The 17,360-nt window shown below is 72.6% G+C and carries 17 protein-coding genes and 1 pseudogene; 10 read left to right on the top strand and 8 right to left on the bottom strand.

The genetic code is table 11. The annotated features are described in order from the left end of the window. A complete protein-coding gene (locus tag LLS1_RS10780) occupies positions 1-1,050 on the bottom strand; it encodes an N-acetylglucosamine kinase (protein WP_226655428.1) in 1,050 nt (349 codons plus the stop codon). A 363-nt stretch (positions 1,051-1,413) separates the two neighbouring features. Between LLS1_RS10780 and LLS1_RS10775 the strand changes: the two genes are divergently transcribed. After that, complete coding sequence (locus LLS1_RS10775) at positions 1,414-1,902, top strand: glutathione peroxidase (RefSeq protein ID WP_223357556.1); 489 nt, start codon at positions 1,414-1,416, stop codon at positions 1,900-1,902. Positions 1,903-1,920: 18 nt separating this feature from the next. Here LLS1_RS10775 and LLS1_RS10770 read toward each other — a convergent pair whose 3' ends face one another. Beyond that, on the bottom strand, positions 1,921-2,211 hold the full coding sequence (locus LLS1_RS10770; protein WP_226655426.1) for a hypothetical protein: 291 nt from the start codon (positions 2,209-2,211) through the stop codon (positions 1,921-1,923). A 60-nt stretch (positions 2,212-2,271) separates the two neighbouring features. On the opposite strand from LLS1_RS10770, the gene LLS1_RS10765 reads away from it, so the two are divergent. Continuing rightward, positions 2,272-2,685, top strand: a complete 414-nt coding sequence (locus LLS1_RS10765; protein ID WP_226655424.1) for a TraR/DksA C4-type zinc finger protein — start codon at positions 2,272-2,274, stop codon at positions 2,683-2,685. 14 nt (positions 2,686-2,699) lie between these two features. On the opposite strand, the gene LLS1_RS10760 is transcribed toward LLS1_RS10765, so the two are convergent. After that, positions 2,700-5,693 carry a helix-turn-helix transcriptional regulator gene (locus tag LLS1_RS10760; protein WP_226655422.1) on the bottom strand — a complete coding sequence of 998 codons (2,994 nt, stop codon included), beginning with the start codon at positions 5,691-5,693 and terminating at the stop codon, positions 2,700-2,702. 73 nt (positions 5,694-5,766) lie between these two features. Further along, a complete protein-coding gene (locus LLS1_RS10755; RefSeq protein ID WP_223357564.1) occupies positions 5,767-6,033 on the bottom strand; it encodes a hypothetical protein in 267 nt (88 codons plus the stop codon). 144 nt (positions 6,034-6,177) lie between these two features. Between LLS1_RS10755 and LLS1_RS10750 the strand changes: the two genes are divergently transcribed. Beyond that, positions 6,178-6,771, top strand: a complete 594-nt coding sequence (locus LLS1_RS10750) for an NADPH-dependent FMN reductase (protein ID WP_226655421.1) — start codon at positions 6,178-6,180, stop codon at positions 6,769-6,771. Here the strand turns inward: LLS1_RS10750 and LLS1_RS10745 are convergent. Next, positions 6,746-7,257: pseudogene (locus LLS1_RS10745) on the bottom strand (metallophosphoesterase). The gene LLS1_RS10750 and the pseudogene LLS1_RS10745 sit on opposite strands and share 26 nt — an antisense overlap. 48 nt (positions 7,258-7,305) lie before the next feature. Between LLS1_RS10745 and LLS1_RS10740 the strand changes: the two are divergent. Together LLS1_RS10740 and LLS1_RS10735 are read left to right on the top strand one after the other, a co-directional pair. Further along, on the top strand, positions 7,306-8,337 hold the full coding sequence (locus LLS1_RS10740) for an aldo/keto reductase (RefSeq protein WP_226655420.1): 1,032 nt from the start codon (positions 7,306-7,308) through the stop codon (positions 8,335-8,337). Between the two features lie 155 nt (positions 8,338-8,492). Beyond that, positions 8,493-8,948 (top strand): iron chaperone, encoded by a 456-nt coding sequence (locus LLS1_RS10735; protein WP_226655418.1) that lies wholly within the window; start codon positions 8,493-8,495, stop codon positions 8,946-8,948. Positions 8,949-8,951: 3 nt separating this feature from the next. On the opposite strand, the gene LLS1_RS10730 is transcribed toward LLS1_RS10735, so the two are convergent. Further along, positions 8,952-10,490 (bottom strand): methyltransferase, encoded by a 1,539-nt coding sequence (locus LLS1_RS10730; protein WP_226655416.1) that lies wholly within the window; start codon positions 10,488-10,490, stop codon positions 8,952-8,954. Positions 10,491-10,521: 31 nt separating this feature from the next. Here LLS1_RS10730 and LLS1_RS10725 point away from each other — a divergent pair, with 31 nt between their 5' ends. The 3 genes from LLS1_RS10725 to LLS1_RS10715 all read left to right on the top strand — a co-directional run bounded on the left by LLS1_RS10725 (position 10,522) and on the right by LLS1_RS10715 (position 12,342). Next, positions 10,522-10,797 carry an acylphosphatase gene (locus tag LLS1_RS10725; protein WP_226655415.1) on the top strand — a complete coding sequence of 92 codons (276 nt, stop codon included), beginning with the start codon at positions 10,522-10,524 and terminating at the stop codon, positions 10,795-10,797. Between the two features lie 146 nt (positions 10,798-10,943). Then, a complete protein-coding gene (locus tag LLS1_RS10720) occupies positions 10,944-11,861 on the top strand; it encodes an aminodeoxychorismate lyase (protein ID WP_226655413.1) in 918 nt (305 codons plus the stop codon). A gap of 145 nt (positions 11,862-12,006) precedes the next feature. Beyond that, positions 12,007-12,342 carry a hypothetical protein gene (locus LLS1_RS10715; protein ID WP_223357572.1) on the top strand — a complete coding sequence of 112 codons (336 nt, stop codon included), beginning with the start codon at positions 12,007-12,009 and terminating at the stop codon, positions 12,340-12,342. A 124-nt stretch (positions 12,343-12,466) separates the two neighbouring features. On the opposite strand, the gene LLS1_RS10710 is transcribed toward LLS1_RS10715, so the two are convergent. Then, a complete protein-coding gene (locus LLS1_RS10710) occupies positions 12,467-14,353 on the bottom strand; it encodes a thioredoxin domain-containing protein (protein WP_226655412.1) in 1,887 nt (628 codons plus the stop codon). A gap of 54 nt (positions 14,354-14,407) precedes the next feature. Between LLS1_RS10710 and LLS1_RS10705 the strand changes: the two genes are divergently transcribed. Further along, positions 14,408-15,241, top strand: a complete 834-nt coding sequence (locus tag LLS1_RS10705) for an aldo/keto reductase (protein ID WP_226655410.1) — start codon at positions 14,408-14,410, stop codon at positions 15,239-15,241. A 36-nt stretch (positions 15,242-15,277) separates the two neighbouring features. Beyond that, the gene (locus tag LLS1_RS10700; RefSeq protein WP_226655408.1) at positions 15,278-15,694 is read left to right on the top strand and encodes a hypothetical protein; all 417 of its coding nucleotides are present in this window, start codon (positions 15,278-15,280) and stop codon (positions 15,692-15,694) included. Positions 15,695-15,796: 102 nt separating this feature from the next. On the opposite strand, the gene LLS1_RS10695 is transcribed toward LLS1_RS10700, so the two are convergent. Continuing rightward, complete coding sequence (locus LLS1_RS10695; RefSeq protein WP_226655407.1) at positions 15,797-17,359, bottom strand: long-chain fatty acid--CoA ligase; 1,563 nt, start codon at positions 17,357-17,359, stop codon at positions 15,797-15,799. Position 17,360: the final 1 nt, after the last annotated feature.

Raw genomic sequence — 17,360 nt, 5'->3', positions numbered from 1 at the left:
TCAGGCTCCTGCGGGGTCGGCCGGGGTGGTCGGCGCGGGCGGGGTGGATGTGTCGGCGGCACGACCGCCGGTGGGCGGATCGGCGGGCACGATCGTGAGGTACGGCGGATGCCCTCCTGAGGGGAGCTCGCCCGCGCCCGCGAGCAGCAGGGCGCCGTCGAGCGGGCGGACGGCGGGCGTCACCAGCTCGACGTCCGGAACCCTGCTCTCGAGCCGCTCGCGCAGCGGGTCGAGCAGGAGCGCCCCCACGCCGGTCACACCGCCGATCACGGCGAGCCGTCGGCGCACCGGCGCGGCCAGGAGGGCCTCCGCCGTCGCCGCCAGCGCCTCCGCGGCCTCCCGCCAGATGGCGAGGGCGATCGGATCGCCATCGCGCGCGGCATCGGCCACGGCGGGAGCGAAAGAGGCGAGGACGCCCGCGCGGTCGTCCCGGGTGTAGAGCCGCGCGGGGAATCCGCCGACCGGTCCGAGGGCACGCGTTGCGGCATCCAGGAGGACCGGCGATCCACCGGGGCGGCCGTCATGCTCGCGCACGGCGGCGCGAAGGCCGGCGAGCCCGATCCACGCGCCGCCGCCCTCATCGCCGAGCAGGTGCCCCCAGCCGTCGGCGCGGCGCCAGACGTCGTGGAAGTCCGTCGCGAGCCCGACGACGCCCGTCCCGACCGCCAGCACCGCTCCCCCGTCCAGCCCGAGGGCCGCGGCCGCCGCCGTGACGGCGTCGGAGGCGAGCAGGATCCGGGCGTGCGGCCAGCGGCGGCGCAGCTCGGCGAGCACCGTGTCCGGCGGGGTCAGCCCGAGCAGCCCGCTCATCCCGACCGAGACGGTCTCGGCGCGGGCGACGCCCTCGGCCGGCAGTCCGGCCAGCAGGTCGTCGAGAAGGGGCGCCACGCGGATGCCCGCCGGCCCGACGCTCACCCCCGGACCGGTGACCTGGTCCTCGCCCGTGAGCGACGCACGGGACCCCGTTCCGCCGATGTCGATCGCCAGCACCCGCACGGCCGCCTCCTTCGTCGCACCCGCCGATCCGAGCCGACCGGCAGGAAACACCATGACGCAAATTTACCTCGGGATCAATTCCGAGGAACATTGTTTACATTCGGCACATCGGCGACCGGTGGACAGGACCGGACGAACGTGGGCTCGCCGACCCCGTGCTGGTCGCAGGCGCGAGCGAGGCCCGCAACCGTCACGCTGCCATGTCGAGCACGATCGCGCAGCTGACCGTGATGGAATTCCTGTCCGTGCGCATCGTGCAGCGGCGCGGCCCCGATCCGCTGCCGTCGCTGCAGCTGACGTACGACGCCGTCCAGGCGCATCGGCACTCCCACGTGGAGGAGCGAACGGCCGCTGTGTCTTCGCTGTGCACACCGCTTCCCGCCCCCGCAAGACCTGCGACTGTCTTACGCTCGCATCATGAGCCTCATGGACATCCCCTTCACCACCATCGACGGCGCTCCCGCCTCGCTGGCCGATTACTCCGGCAAGGTCATCCTCATCGTCAACGTCGCCTCCCGCTGCGGACTGGCCCCGCAGTACGAGAAGCTCGAGCAGTTGCAGGAGACCTACGGCGATCGCGGCTTCACCGTGATCGGCTTCCCGAGCAACCAGTTCCTGCAGGAGCTGAGCTCGACCGATGCCATCAAGGAGTACTGCTCGACCACGTGGGGTGTGACCTTCCCGATGATGGAGAAGGTGCGGGTGAACGGGCGCTCCGCGCACCCCCTGTACGCGGAGCTGACGACGCACCCGGATCAAGCGGGCAAAGCTGGCAAGGTCAAGTGGAACTTCGAGAAGTTCGTCGTGACCCCGGACGGCGCCGTGCACCGGTTCCGTCCGACGACGGAGCCGGACGACCCGGCGATCGTGGCGCTGATCGAGGGCGCGCTGCCCGCCGCTGCGTGACGCCGCAGCGCCGGGCTCTCATGCCCGGCGGAACCAGCGACCGCCGACGCGCTCGGTGAGACGCCAGGACGTGGGCTCGGCGAGCGCGGCGATGCGCTCGACGGTGTGCTCGGCGATGCTCACCGCCTCGGCTGCGGTGTCGGCGACGAATCGCACGGTCAGGCGCGCCTCCTGCGCGACGATGTCGACGCTCGACGCCTCGACCACGGTGCGCTCCCCCGCAGCGGCGGCCGCCGCGGGCTCGACGGCCTGCGGCGAGACGCCCGGGCGCAACGCACCGACGGACACGATCACACGATAGGAAGGCACGGCTCCGAGCCTACGGGCGGAGCCGGGGGTACCCTCTCACGGGGGGAAAGGAGTGCGTCGATGCACACCAGGACGGATACGGGCCGGATCGATCTCTACGGCGTGAGCGGACTGAGCGAGGCGGAGCTCGATGAGTTCGCGGCCATGCTGGACCGCCGACGGCACGACGACATCGCCGAGTCGGAGCACATCGCGGAGACGCTGGGCGCGCTGCTAGCGTCGCGATCGGAGTCCACCGCCGATGACGAGCACGATCCGGAGGGGCCGACGCTCAGCTCCGAGTGGAGCAGGCTGCAGGCCGTTCGGGCGGACGCCGCCGCCGATCTGGCCGCGGTGGAAGCCGCCGGCGAGCGCCTCCGCCTCGGCACCTACGGCGTGTGCGCCACCTGCGTGCGCCCCATCGGCGTCGACCGGCTGCGCGCCCGGCCGACCGCCGAGCTCTGCATCTTCTGCGCGACCGCCGCCGAACGCTAGCCGCCTTCCGGTTGTTACCGCACCGCCTGCCCGGCGCGGTAGACCGCCTCGGTGCGGGACGAGGCCCCGACCTTGCGCAGGATGCTCGACACGTGCACGCTCGCCGTCTTGGCGCTGATGAAGAGCCGCTCACCGATCTGCTTGTTGCTCAGTCCCTGCTCGATCAGAGCGAGCACCTGCTCTTCGCGCTCGGTGAGCGGTGCTCCGGGCCCGGAGAGACCGGCTAGCGCACGCGGGCCGCGCGGTGCCGTCAGAGCTGCGGCGGCCGCCGCGATGAGTCCGTAGCCGTGCGTTTCGGCGGCGGCGACCGCCTCTCCAGCGAGCCGCTCCGCCGAGCCGCGGTCCCCGGCGGCGAGCGCCGTGCGGGCCGCCCGGCAGAGCGCGAGCGGGCGTACATGCGCGGGCGCCAGGGGTGAGGAGGCGACCTCGACGGCCGCTCTCCAGGCGGCGACCGCGGGTGCGAAGACCGCCGAGACGTCGGTCGCTCCGGGGTCCGGAGAAGCGTCGGCGGCCGGATGGGCAGCCTCCCCGAGGCGCGCGAGCACAGCACGCGCGGTGGCGAGTTCGGCGGTGATCATCGCGGTCCAGACGGGAGCCGTCGGCCACGACCGCAGACCGGCGGCCGCCGTCTCGAGCGCGACCGCGTCGGCGCGCAACCGCTCGTGCGTCTCGGCGCCGGGCGTGTGCGCTGCGGCACGGTCGGCGAGGGCGCGGTCGGCGAGGGCGCGCGCCGCCGTGGCGAGGAGGGGCAGATCCTTCGCCGGGATGACGCGGTGACCGTCGGCGAGCACGATCGCGGCGTCGCGCCAGGCCTCGTCGACCTCGCCGCGGGCGAGGGCGATCTCTGCCCCGATCTTCGCGAGGTCGAGCTGCGACTGCACCTCCAGGTCGCCCTGCAGTCGCAGCCCGCTGCGCCAGCGCCGGTAGAGCGCGTCGGCCGGTTCGACCTCTCCGCGCCAGAGCATCAGCGACAGCTTCATGTGCTGGAGGTGCGCGCGGAAGCTCGGCGGTGGGTCGAGGGCCAGCGCCGGGTCGACGAGGGCTTCGGCGCGCGCGAGGTCGCCCAGGGCGAGCAGCGGCTCGATCGTGTTGGAGGAGAGGATCACGCCCGACGTCCGCTCGACACCGCGCGCCCGGGCCCGCGCGGCGCCGGCCTCCGCGATCGCCACCGCCTCCGCGTAGCGGCCCAGCCCGTTGAGCGCGTCGGATGTGTTGACCGCGTGCCGCAACAGGGCGGCGGTGTCGTCGCCGGCGACCACCCGGGCACGTTCGAGCTCCGCGAGGCCCTCGTCGATGCGGCCGGTGGCGACGAGCGCGCAGCCCCGGATGTTGTGGGCGACGGACAAGCGCAGATCGCCCGTGCCGCCGAGCTCGTCGATCGCGCGGGAGGCGGTCTCCACGGCCTCCTCGAAGCGGGCCGACAACATCAGCCGTGCCGCCAGCTCGGCGAGCAGCTGGGGCCGCAGACCGTCGCCCGGAGCGGTCGAACCCGTCGGGAGCACGTCCAGCGCCTCCCGCAGCAGCTCGATGCCGCCCGGCCGGTTGAGGTTGGTGACGTACTGCGCCTTGTCGCGCAGCAGCCGGGCGTGCTGCACCGGGTCGAGCGTCTCCGCGTCGTCGAGGGCCGCCGTCACGAGAGCGAGGGCGCGCTCGCTGTCGCCCGCGTTGCGGAGGGCGGACGCGGTGCGCTTCAGGAGATCGACCCTGCTCATGCCGCCCAGCGCCTCGGCGTCCGGCACGCGCTCCCACAGTTCGAGGGCGCGGTCGCCCATCGCCGCGACGGTCGCATAGGCGTACGACCGCCGGGCCTCCTCCATCGCCTCGACGGACGCGGTGAACGCGCGCCGGAGGTCGTGCGCAGCCATCCAGTGCGTCGACAGCTGGATGGCCGAGCGCTGCGGACCCGCGGCCTCCAGCGCCTCCGCGTACCGGGTGTGGAAGCGCGTGCGCTCCCCCGGCAGCAGATCGGCGTGGACGGCTTCGCGCACCAGGGCGTTGCGGAAGGTGTACTCGGTGGTGTCGGCCGCCAGCACGTTGGCGACGACCGCCTCCCGCGCGGCGTCGTCGAGCTGCTCCGGGGTGCCGTCGAACACCGCGGTGAGCAGATCGTGCTCGACGCACACCCCGCCGGCGGAGACGACGCGCAACAGGCGCTGCGCGGGCGCGCTCAGCCGTTCGTAGCGGGCGAGGAGGAGCTCCCGCAACGTCTCGGGGAGGTCGTCACCGGTCGCGAGGCCGTCGATGCCGGCGAGTTCCTCCACGAAGAACGGCACGCCCTCGCTCAAGCGGTTAACCTGGTCGACGGTCGCGGCGTCGGGCACGCAGCCGAGCAACAGCTCCAGCTGCGCGGCGACCTGATCGCGCGAGAGCCGGCCGAGCTCCCAGCGGGTCACGCGCCGCGTGCGCTCGAGCTCGGCCAGATAGGCCCGCAGCGGGTGACCGCGGGACACCTCGTCGCTGCGGTAGCCGAGCAGCACCAGCACCCGCCCGCGCTCGCTCATCCGCACCACGAACCGGAGCAGTTCGAGGGTGGAGGTGTCGGCCCAGTGGATGTCGTCGACCGCGAGCACCAACGGCCGCGACACCGACAGATTCTCGAACAGCACCGTGATCAGCTCGTACAGCCGCTCCGCTCCCGTGCGGGGCGGCAGCGTGCCGTCGTCCGCGAGCTCGGGCAGCAGGGCGGAGAGCCCCGCCGATCCCGGCCCCGCGGCCTCCAGCACGGTATCGACGCCGACGAGCTCGATCAGCCGGCGCAGCGCCGCGGCGAACGGCGCATACGGCGCGCCGTCGCTGCCCAGGTCGACGCAGCGGCCCAGGAGCACTGTGGCGGAGCCCTCCACCTCGTCGAGGAACTCGGTCAGCAGGCGCGTCTTGCCGATGCCTGCCTCGCCACCGATCACGACGGCCCGGGTGCCGCCCGCGGCGACCGTCGCGAGCTCGTCGCGCAGCACTGCGAGATCGGACTCGCGCCCGATCATCGTGGGGCTCGACGCCGGTGATCGCATGCCCTCATGCTGGCACGCGCCACCGACATCCCGGCACCTCCCGCGACCTCCTCTGCGGAGGGCGGAACGACCGTCACCGCACGCTGCGCGCGAGGTCGCGCACGGGGCCGGCCGCCGGCTCGGCGACCGGCTCCGCGGCTCCCGCCGCCGATCCCGGAGCGGCCGACCGTCGCGCGCCGATTCGCGCCGACCGCACGGTGCGCCGAGCCAGGAGCGCCTCCCTCCACCGCACGACCACGACGCGCTCGCGCCGCTGCCGCAGGACCTCGCGCTCCGCCATCCGCCGGGCGTCGTCCGCCGCGTTCACCCGGGCGACCACGTACTCCTCGAGCAGTCCCATCCGTCCATCCCTCTCACTCGTTCCGACCACCTCAGACTGCTCGCTAAGGCGGTGCCCGAGCATCGGGAAGATGCCCTATTCCGATCCGCTCAGACGACATCGGCGGGGCTTCCGCTGCACCGCGCCCGGGTGCAGGCTGGCCCCATGGCAACGATCAACGTCCTGCAACCGCCCTATCGCGTCGGCTACTTCGTCGGCAGCCTCTCCTCGCGATCGATCAACCGCCACCTCGCCCGCGCCCTGATCCGTCTGGCACCCGCCGAGCTGGAGTTCACCGAGATCGAGATCGGCGGCCTCCCGCTCTACAACAGGGACTTCGACGGCGACTTCCCTGCGGTCGCGTTGGAGTACAAGGCCTCCATCGCCGCACAGGACGCCCTCCTGTTCGTGACACCGGAGTACAACCGCTCCATCCCCGGAGCCCTCAAGAACGCGATCGACTGGGCGAGCCGCCCGCACGGCGAGAACGTGATCGCCCGCAAGGCGTCCGCCGTGATCGGCGCCTCCACCGGGGCCATCGGCACGGCGGTCGCGCAGCAGCAGCTGCGCAGCGTCCTCAGCTTCCTCCAGTCGCCCCAGATGAACGCTCCCGAGGCCTACCTGCAGCTCAAACCCGGCTTGATCGAGGAGGACGGCACGGTCACCGACGAGGGCACCGAGGCGTTCCTCCGCGGTTTCATGGTGTCGTTCTTCGAATACATCGAGCGCGTGCTCACGGTCGTGCCGACGCCCTCCTGACCGGGACCAGCCGTACGTCGGCCAGACGGCCGTCCGCGACGGATGCCGTCAGGAAGGTGCACGCGGGCTGGCGGCGGCGGTCCGTCGGAGATCCCGGGTTCAGCAGCCGCAGGCCGCCCGGCGACACCGTGTCCCACGGGATGTGCGAGTGGCCGAAGACGAGTACGTCCGCATCCGGGTAGGCGCGGTCGGCGCGCTCCTCCCTGCCCTGTGCCGCTCCGGTCTCGTGCACGACCGCGAACCGCAGCCCGCCCAGGTCTGCGCGCGCGACCTCCGGCAGCCGCGCCCGCAACCCCGGACCGTCATTGTTGCCCCACACGCCGATCAGGCGGCGCGAGCCGCCTCCAGCAGGTCGAGCGTCGCCTCGTCGACCCAGTCGCCCGCGTGCACGACGACGTCGGCGTCGTCGACCGCCTCGAGGACCTGATCGGGCAGAGCCCGCGCGCGCTTCGGGAGGTGGGTGTCGGAGATCAGCAGCAGCTTCATCCCTGTGAACGCTAGAGGAGGCCGCCGCCCGGGGCTAGCGTCGGCCGCATGGAACTTCGCAACCTCGGAAACAGCGGCACGATGGTGTCGGAGCTCGCGCTCGGCACCATGACGTTCGGGGCGGAGGCGGATGAGCCGACCTCTCACGCCCTCCTCGACCACTTCCTGGAGGGCGGCGGCACCCTCGTCGACACCGCGGACGTCTACAGTTCGGGCGTCTCGGAATCGATCATCGGCCGCTGGCTCGCCCGCAACCACGGCCGCCGCGACGAGATCGTGCTCGCCACCAAAGGGCGGTTCCCCATGGGCGCCGGGCCGAACGACCTCGGCCTCTCGCGCACCCACCTGCGCCGCGCACTCGACGACTCCCTCCGCCGCCTCGGCGCCGACCACATCGACCTCTACCAGCTGCACGCCTGGGACGGCCTCACCCCGCTCGAGGAGACCCTGCGCTTCCTCGACGACGCCGTCTCGGCCGGGAAGATCTCCTACTACGGCTTCTCGAACTACCTCGGCTGGCAGCTGACCAAGGCGGCGCGGATCGCCGCCGAGCACGGTTGGTCCCCGCCCGTCACGCTGCAGCCGCAGTACAACCTCCTCGTCCGCGGCATCGAGCACGAGATCGTGCCGGCCGCCCTCGACGCCGGACTCGGCCTCCTGCCGTGGTCGCCCCTCGCCGGCGGCTGGCTCAGCGGCAAGTACCGTCGCGACGAGAGCCCGACGGGCGCGACGCGGCTCGGCGAGAACCCGACCCGCGGGATGGAGGCCTGGGACGCCCGCAACGCCGACCCGCGCACCTGGGAGGTGGTCGATGCCCTCGCGGCCGTGGCCGACGAGCTCGGCGCGACCTCCGCGCAGGTCGCCCTCCGCTGGCTGGCCGACCGCCCGGGCGTCACCTCCGTCATCCTCGGCGCCCGCACCGTCGACCAGCTGGACGACACCCTCCGCACCGCCGACGTGCGCCTGCCCGACGACCTCCGCCGCCGCCTCGACGACGCGAGCGCCCCGCGCGCCGAGGTCTACCCGTACGGCGAGCAGGCGGTGGCGCAGCGGCACCGGAAGCGGGAGGGCGGGCGGTAGCACGCCACGCATCGCGCGATGTGGACCAAAAGTCGGTTTTCGCACGCCTTTACCGGACATGTGGTCCAAATCGGCAGGGGTGAGCAGGAATCGAGAAGCGTGCGGGAGCGGGATGCGGGAGGCTGGGTTCACCAGAACCCCCAGGAGGACACGCCATGAGCCCCGCCAAGGACGACACCGACGGCTTCACCGCCGAGGAGCGCGCCGCCATGAAGGAGCGCGCCCGGGAGATCACGACGAAGCGCGCGTCGAAGAAGCTCTCGAAGGAGGAGCGGGCCGCCGCCGACGCCGCCGAGGTCGAGGCGAAGATCGCCGAGATGACCCCGGAGGAGCAGGCGATCGCCCGGCGGTTGCACGAACTGGTCGCCGAGCACGCGCCCGCCCTCGCGCCGAAGACCTGGTACGGGATGCCCGCCTACGCCAAGGAGGGAAAGAACATCGTGTTCTTCCAGCCGGCGACGAAGTTCGCGGCGCGCTACTCGACGATCGGCTTCAACGACCCGGCGCAGCTCGACGAGGGCACCATGTGGGCGACGGCGTTCGCGGTCGTCGAGCTGACCGCCGCCGACGAGAAGATCATCGCCGCCCTCCTGGAGAAGGCGGCGGGCTGACCCTCAGTCCTGGGCCGGGACGGTGAGGAGGCCGTCGACCAGCATCCCGCGCACCGCCGGGAGCAGGTCGGCCAGCAGTGCCCCCTCGTCCACCTCGAGCAACTGGGCGAGGGCGGCGACGATCGCCCCGACGCTCAGCTCGCCGTCGCTCGCGCCGACGAGGGCCGCGAGGCCGGTGTCCGCCGAGACCGTTCGGCCGAAGCCGCCGCCCTGGCGCAACAGGATCGCGGTCGGCGCGTCCGCACCGGGCCAGAGGTGCCGCTCCTCGGTCACGTCGCCGGCGACCGCGAGCCGGAGGGTGGCGAGCCCACCGTCGTCGAGGGCGACCTGCAGGTCGTGGGCCGCCAGCGCCGCGTCCAGCGCGACGCCGAGTCCGGCCTCGTTCGCGCCCAGGGAGCCGTGGATGCGCTCGAAGCGACGCAGGGTCGGCGCGCCCTCGGAGCGGCGCAGCAGCAGGTAGCCGAAGCCGACCTGCCGCACGTCGCGGGCGTCGAAGTCGTCGAGCCAGGCGGCGAGCAGGCGGTCGAAGGCGTCGGTGCCCGGCTTGGTCCCGCCGTCCCGGATCCACGTCTCGGCGTAGCCCGGTGCGTCTTCGGTGTCCCGCTCGATGACCCACGCGTCGAGCGGGACGGCGGAGGCGTCGATCCAGCCACGCACGCGCTCGAGCGCGTCGGCGTAGCCGTGGTACTCCCAGTTGCCGAGCAGTTGGGCGACACCGCCCGGCTCGAGGTGCTCGCCGCAGCCGGCGACGAAGGCGGCGACGAGCGCGTCCCCCACCATCCCGCCGTCGCGGTACTCGTAGGCGGGCACGCCGTCGGCGCGCGGGGTGATGACGAACGGCGGGTTGGAGACGATGTGGTCGAAGCGCTCCCCGGCCACCGGCTCGAACATGCTCCCGAGCCGGAACTCGATGCCGTCCACGTCGTTGAGGTCGGCGTTCAGGGCGGCCAGCTCGAGGGCGCGCTCGGAGATGTCGGTGGCCACGACGCGTTCGGCGTGCCGCCGCGCGTGCAGCGCCTGGATGCCGCAACCGGTGCCGAGGTCGAGGGCCGTGCGCGCCGGACGCTGGAGCATGAGCCCGCTGAGGGTCATCGAGGCCCCGCCGACGCCGAGCACATGATCCTCCGGGAGCGCATGTCCCAGCGCGAGCTCACCGAGGTCGGACACGATCCACCACTCCGCCGCGCCGAGCACGTCGACGAACGCGTACGGGCGCAGATCCACGGACGGGCTCGCCGTACCGTCGGCCACGCGCAGGAGTCCGAGCTCCCGCGCGCCGTCGATCCCGAGGCCGGGGAGAGCGTCGCCCGCCGCGGCGACCGGCTGGGGGCGCCCCAGGACGAACAGCGTCGCGAGCGTGCCCAGGGCGGAGGGCTCACGGCGGGCGAGCGCCCGCTCGGCCGGCACCCGCTGGCCGCGGTGCAACGCCTCGGCCGCCTCCTCGCCCCACAGGTCGGTGAGGGCGGCGACGGTGAAGCCGGCCGCGGTCAGGTCGGAACGGAGGGCCGCGACGGACGCGGCACGATCGGCGGGTGAGCTCACCGGACCATTCAAGCAGGAGCACAATGGGCGTGTGATCCGCAGGAGAGCGATCGTGACAGGGACGGTGCAGGGCGTCGGCTTCCGCTGGTCGGCGCGCGAACAGGCGCAGACGCTCGGCGTCGCCGGCTGGGCGCGCAACCGGGCCGATGGCAGTGTCGAGGTGGAGGTCGAAGGCGAGGACGAGCGCGTCGACCGCATGCTCGCGTGGCTGCGGCAGGGGCCTCCCGGCTCCGACGTGCGGGCCGTGGACGTCTCGGAGGCGGCGACGGACGGCGACGACGGCTTCCGCATCCGGCAGACCGTCTGACCCGCCCTGCACGGCCGCGAGGCGCTCGCGCGATCGCTGGCGTTCGGGACGTCCGCGGCGCGGCGCCGCCCCGCGCTCGTCCCGAAACACCGCGCTCGTCCCGAGCCGCAGCGGTCGTTCGCGGCGGAGCGGTGGACAATGTATGGATGACCCGTGCGACCCTCATGACCGTGACCGCGCCGACCCGTCCCTCCTCGGCGGACGAGCACGGTGTCGACCCCGCCGCCGGCGACCCCGGCTACGCCCTGGCCGACGTCGGCGCACCGCAGGTCCGCATCACCGACCTCGGCATCACGCGCGGCGATGGGGTGTTCGAGACGATCGCCGTGATCGACGGGCACCCGCAGGCGCTCGAACCGCACCTCGGACGACTGGCCCACTCGGCGGCGCTCCTCGACCTTCCCGAGCCGGACGCGACTGTGTGGCGCGAGGCCGTGCTCGCCGGAGTCGCGGACTACCGGTCGCGCAACGGCGGCGACGGCGAGCTGTACGCCAAGCTCATCCTCACCCGCGGCGTGGAGGGCGAAGGCCGGCCCAGCGGCTGGGTGTTCGTCGACGAGGGCGAGGACTTCTCCCGGCAGCGCCGGGGCATCCGCGTTGTGACGCTCGACCGCGGCTGGCCGCACGACGTCGCCGAGACCTCGCCGTGGCTGCTCGCCGGCGCCAAGACCCTGTCGTACGCGATCAACCGAGCGGCTGGCCGAGAGGCGGCACGTCGCGGCGCGGACGACGTGATCTTCCTCAGTTCCGACGGCTACGCGCTCGAAGGGCCCACGTCGAACGTCGTCCTGCTCGCCGACGGCATCGTCCGCACCCCGCAGACCGACCAGGGCATCCTCGCCGGTACCACGCAGGCCGCCGTGTTCGCGTTCTTCGAAGACCGCGGGTACCCGACGGAGTACCGCCGCATCACCGCCGACGAGCTGCGCTCCGCCGACGCGCTCTGGCTCGTCTCCAGCGTGCGCCAGGCCGCGCCGATCAACGCGCTCGACGACCGCGAGTACCCCGTCGACGCCGCGCTCGCCGCGGACCTGAACGCGTACCTCCTGTCGCGGACGGATTGAGGCCGCACCCGCCGCGAGGGCTCCCCCGCTCGCGCGGTAGACCCCTCGTTACTCCCCGATTCGCGACGGTCGGCGCTGCCGTCTAGGCTGAACGCACCGTACCGGCGACGAGGCCGGTTCCACCGTCAGCGGAGGGAGGTCGTCCATGACCGAATACGTTCCCCGAAGTATCGAAGTGCTGCGCCAGCAGGCGCAGGACGAGCTCTCCGCGATCATCGAGCACCGCTGCCGGGCGGGCGAGGATCCCTGGCAGTTCATCCCCGACCTCCCGAGCGTCGACGAACAGGTCGTCATCTCCCTCCGGGCCGGTGCCATCGAGGCGTTCGATCTCGGCGAGCAGCAGTCGCGGGCGCATCATCCCGCCGCCGGTCGCGACGTGTTCACGCGCTTCGAGTACACCGTGCTCCGCCGCATCGCCCTGGAGCATCCCGAGCTGAGCGAAGCCGTCTGGGGCATGCTCGACAAGCTCGAGCGCGCATAGCGCCCCGCCGGCGTTTCCGGAGATGTCGCGCGACACGCCGCTGCGTTCGCCGTTGCTCCGGAGTTCGGGCGCCCGTGCAGAGAAACCTCCGGAATCGCCGCACGGTGGCGGGAGTCCGCAGGGCTCAGACGGCGAGCGCGGCCGGGTCGGTGACCGGGAGCCTGCAGACGAAGTCGTGGCAGAGGTACGCGGTGGGCAGGCCGCCGTGGGCGGTTCGGGCGGCGAAGAGCTCGAAGCCGTCGTCGGCGAAGGCCGCGGCCGCGGACTCGCCGACGATCGCGACCACCGGTGCCGGATGCGTCCGCACCGCGCGCAGCAGCCCGGCAGGGTCGGCCGGTCCGGAGGGGTGCGCGGTCGGGTCGTCCCCCGCGGGCAGCACCACGACGAGCTGGATCGCGTCGGCGGCCAGGCGCGACATCAGGCCGAGCGCGGCGCCGAACCCGCTCGGGGTGAGGACGGCCTGGCCCGCGACCAGCCGCATCCCCTCGCGGGCGGCGCGCTCGTAGCGGCGCTCGCCGGTGAGGAGGAAGAGCGTGTGCGCCGCGCCGGCGAGCGAGGACAGCCCGGACGGATACGCGCCCTCGGACGGATCCACCCGCACGGCGAGGCCGCTGGCAGCCAGCACCGGGTCTCCGCCGCCGGGTGCCTCGAACGGAGATGAGCCTCCCGCGGCCCCGCCGGCGTCGAGGCAGAGGTCGACGAGATCGCGCGCAGCATCCGCCCACGCCGGATCACCGGAGACGAGGGACAGCTCGAGCAGCCCGTCCGCCAACGCCCCGTAGTCCTCCAGGGTGGCCTCCGCCGCCGAGATCCGCTCGCCGAGCGACACGCGCACCAGAGTGCCGTCGGCACGACGGTGACGCCCCAGCAGCAGCGAGGCAGCCTCCGTCGCGGCGACGATCCAGGCGGGACGGTTCAGGATGCGCGCCGCGCGGGCCAGCGCCCCGATGGCGAATCCGTTCCACCCGGTGAGCACCTTCGCGTCGACGGGCGGCGCCTCCAGCGAGCCCCGCTCCGCCGGGGACCGGCGGTAGTACTCGCCTTCGACACGGGCGCCGTCGATGGTGCTCTCCGAGTCCTGAGCAGACGCGAAACCGCCGCCCGGGCGGCGGAGTACTCCCAGCAGGAAGGCCGCGATCCCGTCGGCGGTGCGCTCCGCCCAGGGCTCGCCGGTCTGCAGCCACGCGGTCGCGTAGGCGTCGAGCAGGAGGGCGTTGTCGTACAGCATCCGCTCGTAGTGGGGCTCGCCCCAGTCGCGACGCGTCGCGTACCGGAAGAAGCCGCCGTCGACCCGGTCGCGGAGCGGGGAGTCCGCCATCTTCTGCAGCGTGCGGTGCGCGAGCGGACGGCCCGCCGGCCGCTCGAGCAGGAAGCCGAGCACGGGCGCCACGGGGAACTTCGGCGCCGTGCCGAATCCGCCGTACCGGGCATCCTCCGCCTCGGTCAGCAGCGCGACGGCCGCGTCCAGCTCTCGGCCGTCCGGGAGATCGTGGGCCGAGGTGGCCGCCGCCGACGCCGCGGCGAGAGCGGCGACGACCCGGCCCGCGTCGGCCTCGACCTGGGAGCGACGCTGCTGCCACGCGTCCGCGACCGCGTCCAGCACCTGGCGGAACGAGGCCCGTCCGTCCACCGGGATCGGCGGGAAGTAGGTGCCGGCGAAGAACGCGCGGCCGGTCGGCGTCGCGAAGACGGTGAGCGGCCATCCGAGATTCTCCGTGAAGGCGCTCGCGGCGGAGAGGTAGGCGGCGTCGACCTCGGGATGCTCCTCCCGGTCGACCTTGATGGCGACGAACCGCGCGTTGAGATCGGCGGCGAGCGCGGGGTCGGAGAAGCTCTCGCGTGCCATCACGTGGCACCAGTGGCAGGTGGCGTAGCCGATGGAGAGGAGCACCGGGACATCCCGCCGTCTCGCCTCCGCGAGGGCCTCCGGGCCCCACGGCCACCAGTCGACCGGATTGTCCGCGTGCGCACGCAGGTAGGGGCTGATCGCGTCCCGCAGTCGATTCGCCATGGCCACACCCTACGACCGGTGACCGCGGTCGGGGCGGCTGGTAGCGTTGTCGATATGGTTGCAAACGCAAATACTCCGACCCTGACCCTCAACAACGGAACCACCATCCCGCAGCTGGGCTTCGGCGTCTTCAAGGTCGACCCGGCCGAGACGACGCGGATCGTCACCGACGCGCTCGAGGTCGGCTACCGCCACATCGACACCGCCGCCATCTACGGCAACGAGAAGGGCGTGGGCGACGCTCTCGCCGCCTCCGGCATCGCCCGCGACGAGCTCTTCGTGACCACCAAGCTCTGGAACGACCGCCAGACCGACGCGCAGGCCGCCTTCGACGAGTCCCTCGAGAAGCTCGGGCTGGACTACGTCGACCTGTACCTCATCCACTGGCCCACCCCGGAGAAGGACACCTTCGTCGAGGCCTGGAAGTCGCTCGAGACCATCTACGCCTCCGGCCGCGCCAAGGCGATCGGCGTCTCGAACTTCCTCGTGCCGCACCTGGAGAAGCTGCTCGCGAACACCGACGTCGTGCCAGCCGTCAACCAGATCGAGCTGCACCCCGCCCACCAGCAGCCCGCCGTCACCGCCTTCTCGCGCGAGCACGGCATCGAGATCGAGGCGTGGGGCCCGCTCGGGCAGGGAAAATACCCGCTCTTCGAGCTGCCCGAGGTCGCCGGCGCCGCCGAGGCCCACGGCAAGACGCCCGCGCAGGTCGTCATCCGCTGGCACCTGCAGACCGGCAACATCGTGTTCCCGAAGTCGAACCGCCGCGAGCGCATGGCCGAGAACTTCGACGTCTTCGATTTCGAGCTGACCGACGCCGAGGTGGCCGCCATCACCGGTCTCGAGCGGGAGGGCCGCGTGAGCGCGCACCCCAACGAGGTCAACTGACCGGATCCCGGGGCCACGGCGGATAGGCTCTCCCACGTGAAGCTGAGGATCACGACGGTGACGGGCAAGATCGCCTACGTCATCGGCGGCTACGGACTGCTGCTGGCGCTCAACGTGTTCGTGTTCCAGCAGCTCGTCGACCAGACGGTCGACGTGCTCATCGTGGCGGCCCTCAACCTCCTCTACGTCGCCTTCGGCGTCCGCACGTTCCGCGGCGCCGAGGAGAATCGCGAGGACCCGCGCGCCTGGTGGCGCGCGACCGCCAAGCCCGCCGCCGGTTTCTGGATCGGCGGCGGGCTGGCCGGGGCGGCCTTCGTCTCGGGCGTCGGGGCCCTGGCCAGCCGTCCGGAGAGCTCCTTCATCCCCACCGTCGCGTGCGTCTGCTACGCGGCGCTCGCGGCGTTCTACCTCCACTCGTCGGTGCGTCTGCGGACGATGGACACGGCGTCGTAGGGCGGGTCCAGCGGAGGAGATTCCGGCCGTCGCGACGTGCCGTGCCGGGCAGCGGAGGAGTTCCCGGGCGAATGGGGTGAGATCTCCTCCGCTGCCGCCGACTCACACGGCGGCGCTCTCGAACCGCGCCACCAACTCGCGCTTCAGCACCTTGCCGCTCGGGCCGAGGGGCAGCGCCTCCAGGATCTCCACGCGGCGCGGGAACTTGTAGGCCGCGACGTGCTCCTGCGAGAAGGCGATCAGGTCGTCGCCGGTCGTCTCGGCGCCGGGCATCAGCGTCACCGCGGCCATGACCTCCTGGCCGTGCGTGTCGTGGGCGACGCCGAAGACGGCGACCAGTGCGACGGCCGGATGGGTCGAGAGTACCTCCTCCACCTCGCGCGGGTAGACGTTGTAGCCGTTGCGGACGATCATGTCCTTCTTGCGGTCGACGATGGTGATGTAGTCGTCCTCGCTCTTGGTGCCGAGGTCGCCGGTGCGGAACCAGCCGTCGACGACCGCCTCCGCGTCGGCCTGCGGGAGGTTGAGGTAGCCCTTCATGAGGTTGTGGCCGCGCACGACGATCTCGCCGAGCTCGCCGCGGGGCAGCAGCTCGATGCGGTCGTCGACCTCGGCGTCGGCGATGTCGACGTCGACGCCCCAGATCGGCGTACCGACGGTGCCGACGCGGGTCGGACGGCCGCGGTGGTTGAAAGAGGCGACCGGGGAGGTCTCGGTCAGGCCGTACCCTTCGTGGACGTCGATGCCGTAGACCTCCTTCATCCGCTCGATGACCGCGACGGGGATGGCCGCGCCGCCGCTCATCCCGTACCGCAGCGGCGGTCGCTCCGGGTTGGACTTCGCGGCCTCCAGCAGGGCGATGTACATGGTCGGCACGCCGGTCATGATCGTGCAGGCGTGCTCGTTGAGCAGGTCGAGGGCGGTCGCCGGGTCGAACTTCGGCACGAGGACGACGGCGGCTCCGGCACGGAAGCCCAGGTTCATCACGCAGGTCTGGCCGAAGGTGTGGAACAGCGGGAGGCAGCCCAGGATGCGGTCCGTCGGCAGCACGTCCAGCGCCTCCGCCAGGAGCACGTTCACCTGCTCGATGAGCGAGAAGTGGCAGCCCTCCGCCCCCTTCGGCTTGCCGGTCGTGCCGCTGGTGTAGAGGATGGTCGCCGTGTCGAACGGGTCGCGCGGGAGGTAGGTGTCGATCGGCTCCGCAGCCGCTGCCTCCACCTCCAGCCGCGGGAACGGCAGCTGCTCGACGAGGTCGTCGGGCACCAGCACCGAGAGGGTCGGAACGCCCGCCAGCGCGGCGCCCTTCGCACCCTCTGCCAGCAACGGCGCGGCGCAGATCAGCAGGGCGGCGCCCGAGTCGCGCAGCACGTACTCGATCTCCTCCGCCTTGAGGAGCGCGTGGACCGGGACCACGGATGCGCCCAGCGCGAGCACGCCGTAATAGGCGCGCGGGAAGTCGGGGACGTTCGGGATCATCAGCGCCACCCGATCCCCCGGGCCGATCCCGCGGGCGCGCAGCGCTCCCGCGTACCGCGTGGTCTGCTCCCAGAGATCGGCGTAGCGGAGCTCCTGCCCCTGGAAGATCAGCGCGACATTGTCGGGCATGCGATGCGCCGTCTCGGCGAGGATGCTCGCGACGGACATGGTGGCGAAACCGTGGCTCATG

Source organism: Leifsonia sp. LS1 (assembly GCF_020521355.1).
Lineage (GTDB): Bacteria > Actinomycetota > Actinomycetes > Actinomycetales > Microbacteriaceae > Leifsonia.
Note: the sequence above shows the minus strand (reverse complement) of the source record. Positions and strands in the feature narration are given on the sequence as shown.

What these genes read in the sequence shown, in the direction of transcription:
- LLS1_RS10780 (WP_226655428.1), bottom strand. Translation starts at nt 1,050, where the DNA reads ATGGTGTTTCCTGCCGGTCGGCTCGGATCGGCGGGTGCGACGAAGGAG.
- LLS1_RS10775 (WP_223357556.1), top strand. Translation starts at nt 1,414, where the DNA reads ATGAGCCTCATGGACATCCCCTTCACCACCATCGACGGCGCTCCCGCC.
- LLS1_RS10765 (WP_226655424.1), top strand. Translation starts at nt 2,272, where the DNA reads ATGCACACCAGGACGGATACGGGCCGGATCGATCTCTACGGCGTGAGC.
- LLS1_RS10760 (WP_226655422.1), bottom strand. Translation starts at nt 5,693, where the DNA reads ATGCGATCACCGGCGTCGAGCCCCACGATGATCGGGCGCGAGTCCGAT.
- LLS1_RS10755 (WP_223357564.1), bottom strand. Translation starts at nt 6,033, where the DNA reads ATGGGACTGCTCGAGGAGTACGTGGTCGCCCGGGTGAACGCGGCGGAC.
- LLS1_RS10750 (WP_226655421.1), top strand. Translation starts at nt 6,178, where the DNA reads ATGGCAACGATCAACGTCCTGCAACCGCCCTATCGCGTCGGCTACTTC.
- LLS1_RS10740 (WP_226655420.1), top strand. Translation starts at nt 7,306, where the DNA reads ATGGAACTTCGCAACCTCGGAAACAGCGGCACGATGGTGTCGGAGCTC.
- LLS1_RS10735 (WP_226655418.1), top strand. Translation starts at nt 8,493, where the DNA reads ATGAGCCCCGCCAAGGACGACACCGACGGCTTCACCGCCGAGGAGCGC.
- LLS1_RS10720 (WP_226655413.1), top strand. Translation starts at nt 10,944, where the DNA reads ATGACCCGTGCGACCCTCATGACCGTGACCGCGCCGACCCGTCCCTCC.
- LLS1_RS10715 (WP_223357572.1), top strand. Translation starts at nt 12,007, where the DNA reads ATGACCGAATACGTTCCCCGAAGTATCGAAGTGCTGCGCCAGCAGGCG.
- LLS1_RS10710 (WP_226655412.1), bottom strand. Translation starts at nt 14,353, where the DNA reads ATGGCGAATCGACTGCGGGACGCGATCAGCCCCTACCTGCGTGCGCAC.
- LLS1_RS10705 (WP_226655410.1), top strand. Translation starts at nt 14,408, where the DNA reads ATGGTTGCAAACGCAAATACTCCGACCCTGACCCTCAACAACGGAACC.
- LLS1_RS10695 (WP_226655407.1), bottom strand. Translation starts at nt 17,359, where the DNA reads ATGAGCCACGGTTTCGCCACCATGTCCGTCGCGAGCATCCTCGCCGAG.